We start from the raw sequence: 14,913 nt of genomic DNA, 5'->3' as shown, positions 1-14,913 counted from the left end.
TTCAGCGCGCTTCTCCAGAGACCCATGCCGAGATCAATAGATTGGCGATCGCAAGTTTGGGCGGGCACCTGAGCCCGTCTGGATGGGCGTCGGTCAGGATAAGCTCGGCTTCCTCACGGCTGAACCAGCGGGCGTCCTCGATTTCCTTGGGATCGATCTGAACGTCGCGGCCGATCGCCTCGGCGATGCAGCCGATCATCAGCGTGGCGGGAAACGGCCAGGGCTGCGAGGCGTAATAGTCGACTCGCCCGATCTTGATCCCGGCCTCCTCGAAAACTTCGCGCCGGACCGCATCCTCGCAGGTTTCACCGGATTCGACATAGCCGGCGAGGCAGGAATAGGTTCCTTTCGGATAGCCCGCGCGGACCGTGCCGACGTGGCGCCCCAAGAGACAGTCTCCTCCATTCACGACAAGCATGATCACCACGGGATCTGTGCGCGGAAAATGCTGCTTCCCGCAAGCGTCGCAAGCGCGCCGCCATCCGGCGGCGGCGAGACGAGTCGGCGCGCCGCAATTCGCGCAGAACCGGTGCGTCGCGTGCCAATGCATGAGGCTCTTGGCTTGAGCGAAAGCGCCGAGCATCTCGACGGGTAGAAGATCTTGCGTCGCGATCGAGCGTAGATCGACCATCGCGATATCCTCGCGGTTGAGGTCCTCTTCGGGCGCTCTTGCGTCGATCAGAGCGGCGAACAGGGGCGCATCGCCGTCCAGACCGAGAAAGGCGATTTCCCGCATCGCGCCGAGACCTGCGGCTTCGTCGAGCGTGAATGGAGCAGCATGGTGTTCCGAGGCCTTTTTCAAAACCGGGATCTCGCCGGACAGCACGAGAACGCGAGCGCCGGGGGCCTGCTTCAGCGCGTCGATCCAGTCCGCGTCGTCGCGACGCTCGGATCTGCGGTCGAGGCGGTTCACGGCGAATCCGGCGCTTGCCGAGGGCTCTGGCGGACGGGGCGGAGGAAATTGGCGGTCTTGCATCGGCCTTCCTCGCCGGATGAAAATTCCAAGGTCAAGCCTGGGCTCACGCGGGAAACTAGCTGCGTCGCCGGCCTAATCCAACTCGCGTCTCGCAGGGAACGCGCGCGGCGAACATATTGCGTCGAACTTCTGCGTCGAACGTGTTGCGAAATTTGCGCCGACGGTCCAAATAGGGGGCGGGAGGTTGGCGGTGGACGCACCACTCGCCAACCGGGTCAGGTCCGGAAGGAAGCAGCCCTAACGAGACCGGGCGGGTCTCTGTCCAGCCTCCCACCTTTGACGCCTCGGGCGCCCGCCGCGCCTTCTCGCGCGCGGATCGTGCGCGCTTTGGGCCTTTTCCTCTACATTGGCGGCGCGATGCAAGAGAATCGCAGGCAAGACGGGTCCGACGCAGAGGATCGGTCCGACGCCGATGCGAGCCTGCCGCTAGGCTTCAGCCAAATCGAGTCGGCGCAAGCGGATCCCGGCAAGAGCGTCTATCGCGTTCTCGCGCGGAAATATCGACCGACGGGCTTCGAGGATCTGATCGGCCAGGAGGCCATGGTCAAGACCCTGTCGAACGCCTTCGACCTCGATCGCATCCATCAAGCCTATATCCTGACGGGCGTCCGCGGGGTTGGCAAGACGACGACGGCGCGCATTCTGGCGCGGGCCTTCAATTATGAGCTGCCGGCGCGCGGCGACCGTCCCGCGATCGCCCGCCCGACGATCCATATGCCGGAGCTCGGCGTCCATTGCCAGGCGATCATCGAATCGCGTCATATCGACGTCGTTGAGATGGACGCGGCCTCGCACACCGGCATCGACGACGTGCGCGAGATCATCGAAAGCGCGCGCTACCGGCCGGTGATGGCGCGGACCAAAGTCTATATCATCGACGAAGTGCATATGCTTTCGAAGCAGGCGTTCAACGGCCTGTTGAAGACGTTGGAGGAGCCACCGGATCACGTCCGATTTCTTTTCGCGACGACCGAGATCGACAAGGTTCCCGTCACCGTGCGCTCGCGCTGCCAAAGGTTCGATCTGCGCCGCATCGAGGCCGAGGCGCTGATCAAGCATCTCGCCGCGATCTGCTCCAAGGAATCCGTCTCGGTCGACGAGGACGCGCTGGCGATGATCGCCCGCGCCGCCGAGGGCTCGGCCCGCGACGCGCTCTCGCTTCTCGATCAGGCGATCGCGCATGGGGCCGGCGCGGCGCATATTTCGGCCGAAAGCCTGCGTCTGATGCTCGGCCTCGCCGATCGGGGTCTGATCGTCGATTTGTTCGAGGCGGCGTTGAGCGGGAAGATCGCCGCGGCGCTTGGCCTCTTGAAAGATCTGTATGATCGCGGCGCCGACCCGGCCGAGGTGCTTGTCGAACTCGCTGAATTCACGCATCTCGTGACCCGCCTCAAGCTCGCGCCGGAGGCCGCGCAGGATGCGACCCTCTCGCCGGACGAACGCGCGCGCGGCAAGATCTTCGCGGAGACGCTCTCGACGCCGGTCCTAACCCGCGCCTGGCAATTGCTGGCGAAGGGCCAGGCGGAAGTGAAGGATTCGCCGCGCCCGCTCGCCGCCGCCGACATGGTCCTGGTGCGCCTCGCCTATGCGGCCGATCTGCCGACGCCGGACGAGGCTTTGCGGCGGCTTTCCGCCGCGCCTGGTCAAGCGCAGGGGGCGTCGTCTGGTCAAAAAGCTGCGCCGACTCGGAACGAGCCGGTCGCCGCATTGGGCGGCCAAACGCGGGCCATGGCGGCAATCCAGCCGCAGCTGGCTGACGCCCCGCCGGGGATAAGGCTCGTATGTTTTGAAGACGTTGTCGCGCAGGCGGCGCGCATTCGTGACATACAATTGAAGCTGGCGCTCGAACGAGACGTACGACTTGTTCGTTTCGAGGAAGGCTGCATCGAGTTTTCGCCAGCGCCCGGCGCGTCGCCGCAATTGGCGCAAAATCTGATGCGGCGTCTGCAGGAATGGACGGGCCAGCGTTGGCTCGTCGCGATTTCGCGCGAAGTTGGCGCGCCTAGCCTAAAGGAGCAGGAGGAAGCCAAGGCCCTGGAAACCAAGAGCGGGCTCAGCGCCGATCCTTTGGTGCGAAGCGTGCTTGCCTATTTTCCGGGAGCCGAGATCGTCGCCGTGCGCCCCGCCGAGGCGGTCGCGAGCCCGGCCCCTCCAGAGCCCACGGCGGGCGATGAAGAGATCGGCTTTATCGACGACCTCAACGCCGACTCCGAATTTTGATTGGGCAATAGTCCGCGGGTTCGACCCCGACAACATGAAAAAGGAAACTCCATGCGCGACATGTTGGGCCTGATGAAACAAGCGCAGGCCATGCAGGAGAAGGTCCAGGAAATCCAGAGCGAGATGGAGCGGTCCGAGGTTGAAGGCGAGTCGGGCGGCGGCATGGTGCGGGTCGTTTTGAGCGCGAAGGGGCAGCTCAAGCGCGTCAATGTCGACGCCCAGCTTCTGCAGCCCGGCGAAAAGGAGATTCTGGAGGATCTGATCGTCACGGCCCATGAGGATGCGCGCAAAAAAGCGGAGCGCCTGATGGACGAAAAGATGAAAAGTGTGACCGCTGGCTTGGCTTTGCCGCCTGGAATGAAGTTGCCGTTTTGATCCGGCGGTCGTGAGGTCCTCGACCTGATGGCGGAGCGAATCGCCGGTCCCGAGATCGAGCGCATGATCCAGCTGCTGGCGCGCCTGCCGGGCCTTGGGCCGCGCTCCGCGCGCCGCGTCGCGCTGCATTTGATCCGCAAGCGCGAGGAACTGCTCGGTCCTCTCGCCGACGCGCTTCAGGCGGCGCGCGAGAAGATCGTGACATGCTCGGTCTGCGGCAACATTGATGCGCGCGACCCTTGCACCCTATGCGCGGACGATCGACGCGATCGCGACACGCTTATCGTCGTCGAGACCGTCGCCGATCTCTGGGCGCTCGAGCGCGCGGCGGCCTTGCGCGCCCGCTATCACGTCCTTGGCGGCGTCCTATCGCCGCTCGATGGAGTCGGCCCGAAGGACCTCAATCTCGCGAGCCTGGTCGATCGGGTCGAGGCGGACCGCGTCAAGGAGGTGATTTTGGCCGTCAACGCCACTGTCGACGGACAGACGACTGCCCATTACATCACGGATCTCTTGGCGCCATTGAGCGTTAGGACCACGCGTCTCGCCCATGGCGTGCCGGTAGGCGGGGAGCTCGACTATCTCGACGAGGGCACGCTCGCTGCGGCGATCCGAAGCCGGACGGAGTTTTGACCGTCCCTTTTTAGGCTCCCCGGACGGCGCGCGTTTTTCGGAATGTTCGTCACCGGGGCGTCATCAGAGAAGCTTTATCTGACGCCTCAGCCCCTCGGTCGGACCGCAAGTAACGGCAATTCCGGCTCGGCGGTTCAAATAGGAGCGGTCATGGCTAATCCTTTCGTGCATGTCGAACTCACGACCCAGGACCCCGACAAGGCCAAGGCGTTTTATGGATCCTTGTTCGATTGGTCGCTCAACGACGTCGAGATCTCGCCCGGCTTCACCTACACGATGATCGGCGTTGGCGAGGGCACGGGCGGCGGCTTGATGAAGACGCCTGCGCCTGGCGTGCCTACTGCTTGGCTTCCTTATGTGTTGGTCGCGGATGTGGCGGCGTCGACCGCTAGGGCGGCCTCGCTCGGCGCGACCGTGATACAGGACGTGACGGAAGTGCCCGACGCCGGGTCTTTCTCGATCATCATCGATCCGACCGGCGCCGCCATCGGGCTTTGGCAGCCGAAGGCGAAGTGACGGCGCGTCTTTCGATGTCGCGCGGCGCGGCGGAAGGACTATTCGGCGGCCTTCAGCCGCTCGGCGCCTTCGGCAGGGTCCGGCTCCGCGAAATCCATCCGATCGATGCGCTCGCCGGTTCTCGCGATGCGCTCGATAGAGGCGAGGATCTGGCCGACGTCGTCGCCCGCATTCTTGAAATGCGCGTCGAGCTTCGCGACCTTTGTCTTGAGTCGGGCGACCTCTTCGATCAGGCGGCGCGCCTCGGCCTGGATCACATGAGCCTCCTCGCGCACCCTGGCGTCGCGGGTGATCGCCTGGATGACCTGGACCGCCATCATGAGAAGCGAAGGCGAGACGAAGACGATGTTTCGCCGATGCGCCTTTTGAACAATGTCCTCGAAATATTCGTTGAGGTCTGCGTAGAGCGACTCGGAGGGAATGAAAAGGAGCGCGACGTCCTGGGTCTCCTGCGGAATAAAATAGCGCTCTGCGATGTCGTGAATATGCTTGGCGACGTCAATGCGGACCCGCGCCGCGGCTTGCTTTCGCGCATCTTCCCCCGCCGCCTCTTTGAGCGCGGTGAAGGATTCGAGCGGAAATTTGGCGTCGATCACCATCAGCCGCGGATCGCCGGGCAGGCGGATGACGCAGTCGGGCCGCGTCCGGTTCGAGAGCGTGTATTGAAACGCGTAGGCTCGCTCCGGCAAGGCGTCGCGAATAATGGCTTCGAGCCGGCCTTGGCCGAACGCCCCGCGCGCCTGCTTATTGCCGAGAATCTCCTTGAGCCCCACGACCTCCTCGGTCAAACCCGCGAGCCGCGTCTGGGCTGCATCGATCACCGCGAGCCTTTCGTTCAACCGGGACAGATGCTCGCCCGCAGTCTTGCTCGACGCTTCGAGCCCTGTGCCGACGCGCGCGCCGACGGCGTCGAGCCGTTCCGAGACGAGCCGGGCGAGATCGGCTTGGCGCGATCCGAGAATCTCGGCGACGCTGCGCATGCGCCCGGCGAGCTCGGCGTTCTGGCGCGTGATCTCGACCATGCCGCGCTCGAGGGCGCGCTGACGCTCCGCTGCCTCGGGAGAACTGCGTCCGCGCGCGCCGCGGCCGAGCACGAGGATCGCCAGAAGCACTATGGCGAAGCCGGCCGCGCCGAGAATGGCGTCCGAGACCCTGATCGGCGCGCCGTTCAGAATGAAAAGGATGCGCTCCATGGCTTAACGCTTACCTGATTCGCTTCAGCTCGCGAACGAATCTAGAACATATGGTTTATGCGAGCGATGGGCACGACCCTTTCAGGCTCTCGTCGTCGAGGCTTCGACCGATGAAAATTCCGCGCTGGTTTCGATCGACGGTTTGCGTCATTGGCGACGCGTGGGACCATTTTTCCCGCGACGACGGCTGGGCCATTGCGAGCCATATCGCCTTGTCCATCCTGACCTCGATGTTCCCCTTCTTGATTTTCGTCACCGCGCTCGCGGGCTTTTTGGGCTCCAAGAACCTCGCTGACGAGGCGGTGCGCATCCTTTTTCAGACTTGGCCTCAGGACGTCGCCGCGCCGCTCGCGGCGGAAATTCATAATGTCTTGACGCTGTCGCATGGCGGGTTGCTCACCATAGGCATCGTTCTTGCGATCTATTTTTCGGCGAGCGGCGTCGAGGCGCTGCGGATCGGGCTCAACCGCGCCTATGGCTCTATCGAGACGCGGCCCTGGTGGCTTTTGCGGCTCGAATCGATCGCTTATGTCCTCGTTGGGGCGGTCTCGCTGCTGACCCTCGGCCTCTTGGTCGTCTTTGGCTCCTTGATATGGAAGGCCGCGTTGCGCTTTGCGCCAGCGCTCGAGCCGCTCGCCCAGATCGTGACTTTGAGCCGGTTCGGCATCGCGACTTTGGTGCTTTTGTTGGCATTGCTCCTCGTCCATAGATTATTGCCGGCCGGGCGGCGATCGATGTGGGAGATCGCGCCCGGCGTCGTATTGACCTTCGCGCTTTGGATCGCCAGCGGCGTGGCCTTTGGCAATTACATCGCGCAATTCGCTCGCAATTACGTCACGACCTATGCCGGCTTGGCCTCGGTGATGATCGCGATCGTGTTTCTTTACATGATCGCCGCGATCTTTATCTTCGGCGGCGAACTGAACGCCGCGATCCGACGCGCCGGCCAAAAGCCTGCTCCCGACCGATTGGAGCCCGTTCAAGAGTAAAGCTCAGGTTTCGCGTTGATCTTCTCGTCTGAGTCTGGAAAAAAGGCCGCACGCCGCATCCCGTTACGCAAACCTCCAGGGAAGACAAGATCATGGCCTCTGCCTGCACTGAAGGGCTGGACACCGGCTTCGTCGCGCTCGGCTACGCCAAGGTGGGCGTTCTCGGCGTGGTTCAAGGCCTGACTGAGCTTTTGCCGATCTCCTCGACCGCGCATATGCGGATCGTCCCAGCGCTGCTTGGCTGGCAGGACCCAGGCTCGGCCTTTTCGGCGGCCATGCAGGTCGCGGCTCTCGCCGCCGTGATCAGCTATTTCTGGCCCGACGTTCGCGGCCTTTTATTCGGCTCGGTCGCTGCCGCCGCGCGCGGAAGATTTCACGATTGGAATTTCCGTTTCGCGGCCTGGATCGTCCTGGCGACCGTGCCGATCGTCATCGCCGGCAAATTGCTCAAGCCGGTCCTCAACGCCTGCAACTCGCCTTTGCGCTCGCTGGTCGTCATCGGCATCGCCTGCATCGTCATGTCCGCGCTTCTGGCGCTCGCGGAGCTTTATTCGCGGCACAAGCGCACCCTCGACCATGCGACGCTGAAAGACGCGCTCGTCATCGGCCTGGCGCAGATCGGCGCGCTTATCCCCGGCGTCTCACGCTCCGGTTCGACATTGACGGCGGCCCTCTCCCTCGACTTCCGGCGCGCCGAGGCGGCGCGCTTCTCTTTTCTTCTCGGGCTCCCCGCGATCGCCGCGGCCGGCCTGCTGGAAATTTGGGAATTGCATAAGGCGCATCTCGACGCGCAGGGCTGGTCCATCCTGGGCTTTGGCCTCGTGATCGCGTCGATTTCGGCCTTTGTCGCGATTTGGGGCCTCTTGCGCATTCTCGAGAATTTTTCTGCCTGGCCCTTCGTCGTCTATCGCGGCCTCATGGGCGTCTATCTTCTTGTCGCCGTTTATTTCGGCTGGCTACATAACTGAAGCGTCCGGAACTGCGCTAACCTATTGATCTGACCGCAGTTCGATTGGATGCATCCATTGGATCGACCAGCGATCTAGTCGCGCGGCGCGATCATCGTCTCCGGCCGAACCAAGGCGTCGAATTCCTCGGCGGTGACAAAGCCCGAGGATAGCGCCTCCTCGCGCAGGGTCGTGCCGTGGGCATGGGCCGCTTTGGCGATTTGCGCCGCGCGGTCATAGCCAATTTTAGGCGCGAGCGCGGTGACCAGCATCAAGGATCGACGCACCAGTTCGTCGATCCGCGCGCGATCGGGCTCAAGCCCTTCGACGCAATAGACGCGGAAACTGTTTGCGGCATCGGCGAGAAGGCGCAGGCTCTCGAGCAGGCAATAGGCGATGATCGGCTTATAGACGTTGAGCTCGAAATGGCCTTGCGATCCGCCGAAGGCGATCGTCGTCTGGTTTCCGAAGACGCGGGCGCACGCCATGCTCAGGGCTTCGGCCTGGGTCGGATTGACTTTGCCCGGCATGATCGAGGAGCCCGGCTCGTTTTCCGGCAAGATTAGCTCGCCGAGCCCAGAGCGTGGGCCGCTGCCGGCGAGGCGAATGTCATTGGCGATCTTGAAAAGGCTCGCGGCGATCGTATTCAGCGCGCCATGGGTGAAGAGGCAGGCGTCATGGCTGGCGAGCGCCTCGAACTTGTTCGGCGCCGAGACGAAGGGCAGTCCCGTTACGGCGGCGATCTTTGCCGCGAAAGCCTCGCCAAAGCCGCGCCTGGAGTTGAGCCCCGTGCCGACGGCGGTGCCGCCCTGGGCGAGGCGATAGAGGCCTGGCAAAGTCGCTTCGAGTCTCTCAATCCCATATTCCACCTGCGCCGCATAACCGGAGAATTCCTGACCCAAGGTCACAGGCGTCGCATCTTGCATATGGGTGCGCCCGATCTTCACGATCGAGGCGAAGGCCTCGGACTTCCGCCGCAGCGCCAGAACCAGATCGCGCAAAGCCGGCTCCAGCCTATGCTTGATCTCCAGGACCGCGGCGATATGCATGGCCGTCGGAAAGCAGTCATTCGAAGATTGGCCGAGATTGACGTGATCGTTTGGATGAACCGGATCCTTTGCACCGCGTGGCGCGCCGAGCATTTCATTGGCGCGATTGGCGATCACCTCATTGACGTTCATATTGGTTTGCGTGCCGGATCCAGTCTGCCAGACGAGCAGAGGAAATTCTTCGTCTAAGCGACCCTCCTCGATGTCACGCGCGGCGGCTTCGATCGCATTGAAGAGGGGAGGCGGCAAGAGCCCCAGGTCGCAATTGACCTCGGCCGCGATGCGCTTGACGAGAGCGAGCGCACGGATGATGGCGAGCGGCATTTTTTCCGCGCCGATCGCGAAATGGATGCGGGAGCGCTGTGTCTGCGCCCCCCAATAGCGATCGGCGGGAACCTCGATCGGGCCGAAACTGTCGGATTCGACCCGTGTTTTGGCGTCGTTTTCCATCCGAGCAGCAGCAGACCGCGTTGAACCTGTGGAATATCGAACCGGCCCTCAAGCGTCGCGCGCCAGGTTGCGGAGGGCAAGGCGTTGGACTTCAGCCGACCGGTGCGGCCGAATTGTCGGACCAGCACGATCCTGACGTCCCGATCGACGTGCTAGTCGCCTCCGCCGCCATGCGAATAGCGCTGGCCGAACAGAACGGGATCGAGCCCCTGCCAATCGCCATCATGTCCGAACTCGCTGCTCGAGCTGATCGACAAGATCTCGGCGAGACGACCTCTGGCCCTATTGACGCGGCTCTTCATGGTGCCGACGGCGCATCCGCAGACGCCGGCCGCCTCTTCATAGGAAAGGCCGGAGGCGCCGATTAGGATCAGGGCTTCGCGTTGATCGGCCGGCAATTGCTGAAGCGCCGCGCGAAAATCGAGCATGTCCATATGGCTGTTTTGCGCCGGCGCGGCAGAGAGCCTCGCGGCGATCGCCCCGTCAGAATCGGCGACTTCCCTCCGCCGCTTGCGATATTCGGAATAATAAATGTTGCGCAGGATGGTGAAGAGCCAGGCCCGCAGATTGGTGCCCTCGACGAAGGAGCCGAGCTTGCTCCACGCCTTGACCAGGGTCTCCTGGACGAGGTCGTCGGCGCGGTCGAGATTGCCGCACAGGGACACCGCGAAGGCGCGCAGGTTGGGAATGACGGTGAGAAGATCCGCCGTCATCTGGGCGCTGGCGCTCTGCGCCGGCGGCGCGTCCTCCGTGACCAGGTCGCCCGCATGTTCCTTGTGCGTGACTGTCACGTTGCGCCTTTCTTGGAATGCGCTCCGGCTGTTTCGAGCTGCCGAAGGAGCTCGAAGAAGCGATCCGGCACCGGCTGCGCCAGCACGTCCTCATAAACGCTTCGCAAGCCTAAGCCAATTTGCTCGGTGATGTCATTCTTGGGCACCCCCCTTTTGGCGCGCGGCGAAGTGAGCGCGTTGGCGCCTTCGGCCTCTTGTAACTGCATTGACGGACACTTCTCGCCGAGCGCCGCGTCCGCTAAAGATTCGATCCCCTTATTTATCGTCCCGCCCGATTTTGTCGCCTTCGTCACTTGGCCACCATTGCTTTGGCTTTCTTTGTCTTTCATTCTTCCCCCAGTGACGGCCGGCTTGCGAACGTCATCGAGCCAACGAGCGCAAGTGTCTTCTCAAGAGCCTTGATTAGCCTGTTCCGCCATGTAATCTTGATTAGCCTTTTCCGCCATGCAAACTTGCCGTCAACGTCGGCATCCAACGCATCGAGGGCGCGTAAAGTTCCAGGCGTTCAACCCCTTTCTTAACCATTACGGCGTGTTTCAGCTGTCCTGGCCCGCCGCGCCTGTTGCGATCGTAAGGCGCCCCCGAATAGATCGCCGTGGCCAAGGCCGCGGTCGAAAGGGCATGTTCAATGTCGGTATCTCAGACCATTTCTTCCTATATTCCCTATCTGCGGCGGTTCGCGCGCGCTCTGACGGGATCGCAGGCCGGGGGCGACGCCTATGTGCTGGCCGCGCTTGAGGCGATCGTCGCCGACCCCGGCGAGTTCGAGATAGGCGGCGACGTGCGGACGTCGCTTTATCGCATCTTCCTCAAGGTTTGGGCGTCCATGCCCGTCAATGAGCATGTCGACGAGGTCGAGTTTTCCGGGGACGCGGTCGGCGCTCAGCGCAATCTCGACGCCATCACTCTGCGGCCACGCATCGCTTTTCTCCTCAGCTCGCTCGAAGGGTTCGACACCGCCGAGGTCGCGCAAACGCTTGATTGCTCGCTGGACGAGGCTGCGGCCCTGATCGACGCCGCCGGCAAGGAGATCGCTAATCAAATTCGGACGGATGTCGTCATCATCGAGGACGAGCCCTTCATTGCGCTCGACCTCCAGACTTTGGTCGAGGAACAGGGGCATCGGGTCATCGGCGTCGCCCGCACGCATAGAGAGGCCGTCGACACGGTCGGCAAGGAACGGCCCGGCTTGATCCTCGCTGACATTCAATTGGCGGACGGGAGTTCGGGCCTCGAGGCGGTGAACGAGATCCTCGCGGCCTTCTCGGTGCCGGTCATCTTCATCACGGCCTATCCTGAGCGTTACTTGACCGGCACGCCGCCCGAGCCGGCCTTTCTCGTGACCAAGCCTTTCGGCGTGGACAGTCTCAAGGCGGTGATCAGCCAGGCGTTGTTTTTCGATCGCAAATCGCATCGCAAGGATCGGCCTGAGGCGAGCGCCGCGCTTGTCTGAACGCGCTAGCTCGCGTCGCCGCGCGGCGGCTCGCGTGGGCCTCCGAGGCTGCGGCCGAGGATGAAGCCGGCGACGATCGCGAACGTGACGACGGACAATGGATTGAGCTGCTTGGCGATTGCTGCCCCGGTCTCGACCGCCATCCGCTCGCGCTCGTAGCCGCCGCGACTCAGGATGTCGATCAACGGGCCGAGAGCGCCGTCAATATTGGCTGCGAATTGCGGAGCCGGCTCTTCGGGTGGGGGCGTTTGCGCGAGCTTTGCGGGGGCCGCGTCCGGAACGTCCCTTGAGGATCGGGATCTCATGGCGATAAAAAGGCAAATGAGCCCTACGCATAGATAGGCGCCGCCTACGCCAAGCGCGGCGATGGCGCTTCCTTCCAGGCTCTGAACGAAGACGTAAAGGGCGATCGTCAAGAAGACCGATGCGAAGAACAGGCAAAAGAGCGCAATCAGAAGAAACGCGCCCTTTTTAAGCAGACGCTCGCCCACTTGCTCGAACGGCGCGGCCGCGCCTCGCGCGATCCGCTCGAACAGCGCGATCATGTGCGCGAGCGGCTCAACATTCCGAATAGGAATCCTGCGGCCATCGCGACCAGCACGGCTGTGAGCGGATTGCGCTCAATAGCCGCCTCGAGATCCGGGGCCGCGGTCGCCGCGCGATCCTTGGCTTCGGCCGCGGTCTCCGAAATTTTTTGCCGCGCGCGCTCGACGGCTCCCAAAACCGTGTCGGCTTTGGCGGAAGCCTCGGCGTGAAGAAGCGCCGAGACCGAAGCGGTCAAATTGGCGAAGTCTTCCCGCAAGGCTGCCAGATCGGCCGCAATATCCTGCGAGGCGTCTTCGGGAGGCTTGGCATTGGACATTTTCTTTTGCACTCGCGAAGCTGCCTCGCAGACGGACCGCGGTCGAAGCGCGATTAGGACGTTTTCCGACCGGCGGGACCTAAGTCGACAGGGCCTTTATCAAAGGGCCCGGATCGCACTCGAAAGGCCGGAGCGTGTCGCGAACGAAAAACCGATTTGGTCTTTCGCGACACGCCTTAGTGCTGTGCGTCGCCGATGCCGTTCAAGGCGTTGGTGACGGCGATCAAAAGCGCCAACCCAAAGACGAGGCCGAAACCGATCGATGGGCCATAGCCCCAGTCGCGGCTGAACGACCAACGTGGAAGCGAAGCCACGAGCGCCGTGCCGACCAGGATCAGGAAAATAAACGTAAATGCCATGAGTCGTCTCCCTCTTATGCCGTTTCTTTTATGAATTCGCACGATCGTGCGTAGCGGGAACGGCTGACTTGGCGATTGGTTCCAAAGATGCGGCATATTATTGCAGCGTTGGTGTTTTAATTCGCCAATTGACGGGCGCGCCGCGCTCCGCCGTCAAAGGCCGCCGCGCGCGAGGAGAACGATGACGACGATCAACAGGATCGCGCCGAGTGCGCCCGAAGGAGCGTAGCCCCAGCGCCGACTGTAAGGCCAGGATGGGATCGCCCCTAGAAGCAACAAGATGACGATGATCAGAATGACCGTGGAAAGAGACATGACGGAGCTCCAACTCGGATGTCTCGGCGCGCCGAACCGAGGGGCGCCGCCCAATGCAGCGGGCCGCTCCGGCTTCTGGACGGCGACAGTTCGATATTCGCTTGAAGATATGTCGCTGTGGTGGCGAAGCGAGGTCTGTTCGAGGCCGAGATCGCGATCTTTCTCCGGCTTGCTTCCTTATGACGCCGTCCCGATGCGGCCATTTTCGAAACGCGGCCGCGGCGCATCGGTTCCTGCGCGCGTGACGCCGCCCGCCGGAGCATGTTCCGAAAAAGTTGATCGACTTTTTCGATCGGAACAGCTCCAACATATTGATCTGGAGCGAATTCTCATCGATTGGGCCGGTCCATTCGATTGGAACGCGCTTTTGCGCAATTTGGCGCCGCCAAGAGGTCAAAGGGCGGGGGCCGCATGGGGCTTAACGGGACCGGCGTGCGGTCGCTGAGATCCTTGGGCGATGAGGATCGGAGCGCTATCGTCCCCCTGGATGAATCTATGTCGCGGAAGCCGACCCGGCGAAGGAGTGCGGCGCGGGGCTGATCGGCGCGGCCGCGCCATTGTTGATCTGGAGAACGGTCAGGCCGCGTTCGTTCGACCCGTCCGGACGAAATCGAAAGACGCCGTCGGCTCCATTGAAGCCGGAGCGGTTGGTCAGCACATTTTCCGAATAGCGTTGCGAGCCTTGCGTGTGGGCGAGCGCCGCGGCGAGCGATACGGCGTCGTAACTAAGGCTTGAAATCCGCGTTGGTTCCGAGCCGAATTTGGCGCGGTAGCGCGCCGCGAAGGCGTTGAACGCGCCATTGTCGGGCGCCGCGAACCAAGCGCCTTGCAAGGCGGGCAGCTTGAGCACGCGCGCGTCGTTCCAAAGGCCTGTGCCGAGGATTTGCACCCGCTTGGCGTTGATCCCCGCGGTGGTCAGGGCTTGCGAGACAGACGGCATGGCGTCGGCCTGTTCGGCGATGAACAACGAATCGATTTGATCGCCGAGCGCCGCGATCTTTTGCACGGCGGCCGCGAGCGTCTGCGGCTGGTAATGCTCGATCGCCATGACGCGGATATTGTCGCGCGCCGCGGCCTGCTGGAAGGCGCCTTCCGCGACACGGCCATAATCATTGTCTGGAATAAGCGCGGCGATGGATTTCTTTCCCTTCGAGGCGGAGTAATCCATGATTCTGTCGACGTAGCCCTCGGCCTGGAACGAAAGCAAATAGAGGCCCGGCCCGGCGGTCGAGGCGTCGGTCGAAAAGGCGATGACGGGCTTGCCGGCGCCGCGCGCGATCCGCCCGACCTCGCGCACGTCCGGCGCGAACAAAGGGCCGATGATGAGGTCGGCGCCGTCGGAAAGGGCCGCCTGGGCCGCGATGCGCGCGCCTTCGGGCGTCGAGTGATCATCCTTGACGAGCAGCGTGATGTCATTGGCGCCGGCCTCGGAAACCGCCAGTTCGGCGGCGTTGCGCAGGGACTGCCCGAGCGCGCTCGGACCGGAGGCCTGGGTTAAAGGTAGAATGAGCGCGACGTGGACCGGACCGGAGCCGATTTGTTCGGCGGCGGCGGGCGCGGTGGCCGTTGGCGCCTTGGGTGGATTGCCGGAACCATCTCCAATCCCAGCGGCGCCGATAGGCCCGCCGCCGAGCGAGTTGCAGGCGCCGAGCGAAAGAGCGAGGGCGAATGCGACAAGGCAGCGAGGCGCCGCGGCGACGTCAAAAGTTCGATTGCGGTCCAAAGATCGAATGCGGATGCGCCGCTTCGAGCGGCAGCGCGAGACAGCGTTCATCCGGGCCAACC

17 protein-coding genes and 1 other RNA gene are annotated in these 14,913 nt (G+C 63.1%); 8 read left to right on the top strand and 10 right to left on the bottom strand.

Annotated features, from left to right (window positions below; translation table 11 throughout):
- Position 1: 1 nt before the first annotated feature.
- Positions 2-976 carry an NAD(+) diphosphatase gene (gene nudC / locus METAC_RS0106880; RefSeq protein ID WP_026606462.1) on the bottom strand — a complete coding sequence of 325 codons (975 nt, stop codon included), beginning with the start codon at positions 974-976 and terminating at the stop codon, positions 2-4.
- Positions 977-1,154: 178 nt separating this feature from the next.
- Here nudC and ffs point away from each other — a divergent pair.
- The 5 genes from ffs to METAC_RS0106860 all read left to right on the top strand — a co-directional run bounded on the left by ffs (position 1,155) and on the right by METAC_RS0106860 (position 4,720).
- Positions 1,155-1,251: signal recognition particle sRNA small type (gene ffs / locus METAC_RS25695), an RNA gene on the top strand.
- A gap of 82 nt (positions 1,252-1,333) precedes the next feature.
- Entirely contained in the window at positions 1,334-3,196 is a 1,863-nt protein-coding gene (locus METAC_RS22670) for a DNA polymerase III subunit gamma/tau (RefSeq protein WP_084143933.1), read from the top strand.
- 51 nt (positions 3,197-3,247) lie between these two features.
- Positions 3,248-3,571 (top strand): YbaB/EbfC family nucleoid-associated protein, encoded by a 324-nt coding sequence (locus METAC_RS0106870; RefSeq protein ID WP_026606461.1) that lies wholly within the window; start codon positions 3,248-3,250, stop codon positions 3,569-3,571.
- Between the two features lie 27 nt (positions 3,572-3,598).
- The gene (gene recR / locus METAC_RS0106865; protein ID WP_026606460.1) at positions 3,599-4,204 is read left to right on the top strand and encodes a recombination mediator RecR; all 606 of its coding nucleotides are present in this window, start codon (positions 3,599-3,601) and stop codon (positions 4,202-4,204) included.
- Between the two features lie 150 nt (positions 4,205-4,354).
- Positions 4,355-4,720 (top strand): VOC family protein, encoded by a 366-nt coding sequence (locus METAC_RS0106860; RefSeq protein WP_026606459.1) that lies wholly within the window; start codon positions 4,355-4,357, stop codon positions 4,718-4,720.
- 38 nt (positions 4,721-4,758) lie between these two features.
- Here METAC_RS0106860 and METAC_RS0106855 read toward each other — a convergent pair whose 3' ends face one another.
- The gene (locus METAC_RS0106855; protein WP_026606458.1) at positions 4,759-5,913 is read right to left on the bottom strand and encodes a DNA recombination protein RmuC; all 1,155 of its coding nucleotides are present in this window, start codon (positions 5,911-5,913) and stop codon (positions 4,759-4,761) included.
- Between the two features lie 110 nt (positions 5,914-6,023).
- Here METAC_RS0106855 and METAC_RS22665 point away from each other — a divergent pair, with 110 nt between their 5' ends.
- Positions 6,024-6,902, top strand: a complete 879-nt coding sequence (locus tag METAC_RS22665; RefSeq protein ID WP_051335429.1) for a YihY/virulence factor BrkB family protein — start codon at positions 6,024-6,026, stop codon at positions 6,900-6,902.
- A gap of 92 nt (positions 6,903-6,994) precedes the next feature.
- Positions 6,995-7,870: an undecaprenyl-diphosphate phosphatase gene (locus tag METAC_RS0106845; RefSeq protein ID WP_026606457.1), complete on the top strand. Its 876-nt coding sequence runs from the start codon at positions 6,995-6,997 to the stop codon at positions 7,868-7,870.
- 74 nt (positions 7,871-7,944) lie between these two features.
- On the opposite strand, the gene fumC is transcribed toward METAC_RS0106845, so the two are convergent.
- From fumC to METAC_RS22655, 3 genes are all read right to left on the bottom strand, one after another.
- On the bottom strand, positions 7,945-9,348 hold the full coding sequence (gene fumC / locus METAC_RS0106840) for a class II fumarate hydratase (protein WP_026606456.1): 1,404 nt from the start codon (positions 9,346-9,348) through the stop codon (positions 7,945-7,947).
- Between the two features lie 152 nt (positions 9,349-9,500).
- A complete protein-coding gene (locus tag METAC_RS22660) occupies positions 9,501-10,061 on the bottom strand; it encodes a sigma-70 family RNA polymerase sigma factor (protein WP_036256096.1) in 561 nt (186 codons plus the stop codon).
- Between the two features lie 74 nt (positions 10,062-10,135).
- Complete coding sequence (locus METAC_RS22655; RefSeq protein WP_036255358.1) at positions 10,136-10,468, bottom strand: NepR family anti-sigma factor; 333 nt, start codon at positions 10,466-10,468, stop codon at positions 10,136-10,138.
- Positions 10,469-10,767: 299 nt separating this feature from the next.
- On the opposite strand from METAC_RS22655, the gene METAC_RS0106820 reads away from it, so the two are divergent.
- Entirely contained in the window at positions 10,768-11,592 is an 825-nt protein-coding gene (locus METAC_RS0106820; RefSeq protein ID WP_026606454.1) for a response regulator, read from the top strand.
- A 5-nt stretch (positions 11,593-11,597) separates the two neighbouring features.
- On the opposite strand, the gene METAC_RS0106815 is transcribed toward METAC_RS0106820, so the two are convergent.
- The 5 genes from METAC_RS0106815 to METAC_RS0106790 form a co-directional block, all read right to left on the bottom strand.
- Positions 11,598-12,137: a phage holin family protein gene (locus tag METAC_RS0106815; protein ID WP_026606453.1), complete on the bottom strand. Its 540-nt coding sequence runs from the start codon at positions 12,135-12,137 to the stop codon at positions 11,598-11,600.
- The gene (locus METAC_RS0106810; RefSeq protein ID WP_026606452.1) at positions 12,134-12,454 is read right to left on the bottom strand and encodes an ElaB/YgaM/YqjD family protein; all 321 of its coding nucleotides are present in this window, start codon (positions 12,452-12,454) and stop codon (positions 12,134-12,136) included. The genes METAC_RS0106815 and METAC_RS0106810 overlap by 4 nt, the downstream gene beginning before the upstream one ends.
- A gap of 176 nt (positions 12,455-12,630) precedes the next feature.
- Positions 12,631-12,813 carry a DUF3309 family protein gene (locus tag METAC_RS0106805; RefSeq protein ID WP_026606451.1) on the bottom strand — a complete coding sequence of 61 codons (183 nt, stop codon included), beginning with the start codon at positions 12,811-12,813 and terminating at the stop codon, positions 12,631-12,633.
- Positions 12,814-12,966: 153 nt separating this feature from the next.
- The gene (locus METAC_RS25690; RefSeq protein ID WP_036255357.1) at positions 12,967-13,128 is read right to left on the bottom strand and encodes a DUF3309 family protein; all 162 of its coding nucleotides are present in this window, start codon (positions 13,126-13,128) and stop codon (positions 12,967-12,969) included.
- Between the two features lie 493 nt (positions 13,129-13,621).
- Positions 13,622-14,902 (bottom strand): penicillin-binding protein activator, encoded by a 1,281-nt coding sequence (locus METAC_RS0106790; protein ID WP_084143479.1) that lies wholly within the window; start codon positions 14,900-14,902, stop codon positions 13,622-13,624.
- Positions 14,903-14,913: the final 11 nt, after the last annotated feature.

Origin of the sequence: Methylocapsa acidiphila B2, from assembly GCF_000427445.1 — a bacterium.
Classification (GTDB): Bacteria; Pseudomonadota; Alphaproteobacteria; order Rhizobiales; family Beijerinckiaceae; genus Methylocapsa; species Methylocapsa acidiphila.
Note: the sequence above shows the minus strand (reverse complement) of the source record. Positions and strands in the feature narration are given on the sequence as shown.

Excerpts from the sequence above, each read along its gene's own strand:
- nudC (WP_026606462.1), bottom strand. The coding sequence starts at position 976 with ATGCAAGACCGCCAATTTCCTCCGCCCCGTCCGCCAGAGCCCTCGGCA.
- METAC_RS22670 (WP_084143933.1), top strand. The coding sequence starts at position 1,334 with ATGCAAGAGAATCGCAGGCAAGACGGGTCCGACGCAGAGGATCGGTCC.
- METAC_RS0106870 (WP_026606461.1), top strand. The coding sequence starts at position 3,248 with ATGCGCGACATGTTGGGCCTGATGAAACAAGCGCAGGCCATGCAGGAG.
- recR (WP_026606460.1), top strand. The coding sequence starts at position 3,599 with ATGGCGGAGCGAATCGCCGGTCCCGAGATCGAGCGCATGATCCAGCTG.
- METAC_RS0106860 (WP_026606459.1), top strand. The coding sequence starts at position 4,355 with ATGGCTAATCCTTTCGTGCATGTCGAACTCACGACCCAGGACCCCGAC.
- METAC_RS0106855 (WP_026606458.1), bottom strand. The coding sequence starts at position 5,913 with ATGGAGCGCATCCTTTTCATTCTGAACGGCGCGCCGATCAGGGTCTCG.
- METAC_RS22665 (WP_051335429.1), top strand. The coding sequence starts at position 6,024 with ATGAAAATTCCGCGCTGGTTTCGATCGACGGTTTGCGTCATTGGCGAC.
- METAC_RS0106845 (WP_026606457.1), top strand. The coding sequence starts at position 6,995 with ATGGCCTCTGCCTGCACTGAAGGGCTGGACACCGGCTTCGTCGCGCTC.
- fumC (WP_026606456.1), bottom strand. The coding sequence starts at position 9,348 with ATGGAAAACGACGCCAAAACACGGGTCGAATCCGACAGTTTCGGCCCG.
- METAC_RS22660 (WP_036256096.1), bottom strand. The coding sequence starts at position 10,061 with ATGACGGCGGATCTTCTCACCGTCATTCCCAACCTGCGCGCCTTCGCG.
- METAC_RS22655 (WP_036255358.1), bottom strand. The coding sequence starts at position 10,468 with ATGAAAGACAAAGAAAGCCAAAGCAATGGTGGCCAAGTGACGAAGGCG.
- METAC_RS0106820 (WP_026606454.1), top strand. The coding sequence starts at position 10,768 with ATGTCGGTATCTCAGACCATTTCTTCCTATATTCCCTATCTGCGGCGG.
- METAC_RS0106815 (WP_026606453.1), bottom strand. The coding sequence starts at position 12,137 with ATGATCGCGCTGTTCGAGCGGATCGCGCGAGGCGCGGCCGCGCCGTTC.
- METAC_RS0106810 (WP_026606452.1), bottom strand. The coding sequence starts at position 12,454 with ATGTCCAATGCCAAGCCTCCCGAAGACGCCTCGCAGGATATTGCGGCC.
- METAC_RS0106805 (WP_026606451.1), bottom strand. The coding sequence starts at position 12,813 with ATGGCATTTACGTTTATTTTCCTGATCCTGGTCGGCACGGCGCTCGTG.
- METAC_RS25690 (WP_036255357.1), bottom strand. The coding sequence starts at position 13,128 with ATGTCTCTTTCCACGGTCATTCTGATCATCGTCATCTTGTTGCTTCTA.
- METAC_RS0106790 (WP_084143479.1), bottom strand. The coding sequence starts at position 14,902 with ATGAACGCTGTCTCGCGCTGCCGCTCGAAGCGGCGCATCCGCATTCGA.